1 protein-coding gene is annotated in these 1,634 nt (G+C 35.7%); it reads right to left on the reverse strand.

What is annotated here, in order from left to right; translation table 11 throughout:
- Positions 1-1,608, reverse strand: a 1,608-nt coding sequence (locus BW942_RS20675) for a M4 family metallopeptidase (RefSeq protein WP_170870533.1), incomplete at its 3' end; no start/stop codon positions are given.
- Positions 1,609-1,634 lie beyond the last annotated feature (26 nt).

The following is a 1,634-nucleotide window of genomic DNA, read 5'->3' on the forward strand; positions in this document are numbered from 1 at the left end:
ATACGTATTTGGCCCAGGGGACATTACTGTAGTAGATTTTGGATTTGACACAGAACGCATTCCTCCTCCCGGAACCGTTTCATCTCCTACTAACCAAATATTCTTTTGCATTCCTAAAACTTTATTTACGTAGTTATTTACACCAACATTCCAAATATCGCTAAAACCTTCATCGAGAGCGCCTGGCTCCATATCAAGATTAAAACCTGCAAGATCCCCGTTGATACCATGTCCAAATTCATGAGATACAATATCCAAAGAAGTAAAATCTTCATATGTAGGGTCTAAAATAATAGGTAAATTAAGACTTTTGCATGTACTACTGTTATGAGGACAGTATATATAATAGATTTCCTCTGTCATAGGATCCCAGTATGCATTATTACCTACGAAAATATTAAAATAGTGCACGTTATTCACTACTTTGCTATCATTTCCATCATAACTCAACCGATTATGAACGGATTTGAAATAATCATACGTCATTTCAATTCCCCAATGTGCATCCAATAATGCATCATGATTATAATCGTCATGATATTCAAATTTCGTCCAACCGTTATTAATATCAACAATGGGAACATTCAATAAATAAATACCCATAAATGGATCTTCTATAAATTCCCAAGAATACGTAATGATTCCTTTACCTCTCGAATAATCCTTCAGTTCATAATGATTTTCTTCTCCTGCAGTATAAGTTGTAATCGTTTTCACTCCGCTAAAACGAGTAGACGCTGATCCTTGTTTGATACAAGGAGTTTGATCCGGAAAACAAATTCCGTAATTTGTATCCGGAGGAGTTGGTGGAGTCGTTGGAATTGTATCTCCTCCACCCGCTTCGTATCTTCTAGCATCTTTACTGGATAGAATTTCCCCAGAGTTAGAATCCACATACACGTATCTCGATATTGGTGGATCTATCGAGGCTATACCAAATTTATAAGCCAATCGAAACTCTTTTTTAGTATTGGATTTTCCTAATGAATGTTCATAAACTAATAGTTCTCCCTTCGGAAAATAACTTGCATTTGGATCATTTTTCTTACGTTTCAATGCTGCTTCTCGTTCAACAGATTCCCAAATATACTTCTTAGCTCCGATATGTTTTAAAGTCTTTGAAAGTGCTTCTGACTCGGATAGCTTAGGAGAGGAATTAAAATTCTCTGGAACTTGGTAAAATTCACCCATCATCAATTCTATCGTATTCTCTTTTGAGACCACTGTATAAATTCCATTCTCTACTCTAACACCTTTATATCTCTGCTGAAAACGATCCTGATCAAAATCACCTACACGAGCCGAACGCAAGAATGTAGCTTCAGAACTTAAGGGTAATTGCAAATACGTCTTAAGAACTTCAGGTGCTTGTTTACGTGAATAAGGAACTAGATCCGAATTGAACTTCGCAAATGTTATCCTACCATCTGACGTATACGTCCTTTCAGAAAGCGCCTTACTATCCAATTGAACAGGATTTAAAACCCACAACCAAGATTCCATTCCCGGGCCCTGCTTATCCTTACAAGAAAATAATATCGAAATCATAAACATACTTAAGAGTATCTTTATATTCGAATTGATCTTTAATAACTTTAAAAGTCTCATTCAATCCCTCTGTTTTAATTTTAAAT

The sequence above is a fragment of the Leptospira interrogans genome (genome assembly GCF_900156205.1).
Classification (GTDB): domain Bacteria; phylum Spirochaetota; class Leptospiria; order Leptospirales; family Leptospiraceae; genus Leptospira; species Leptospira interrogans.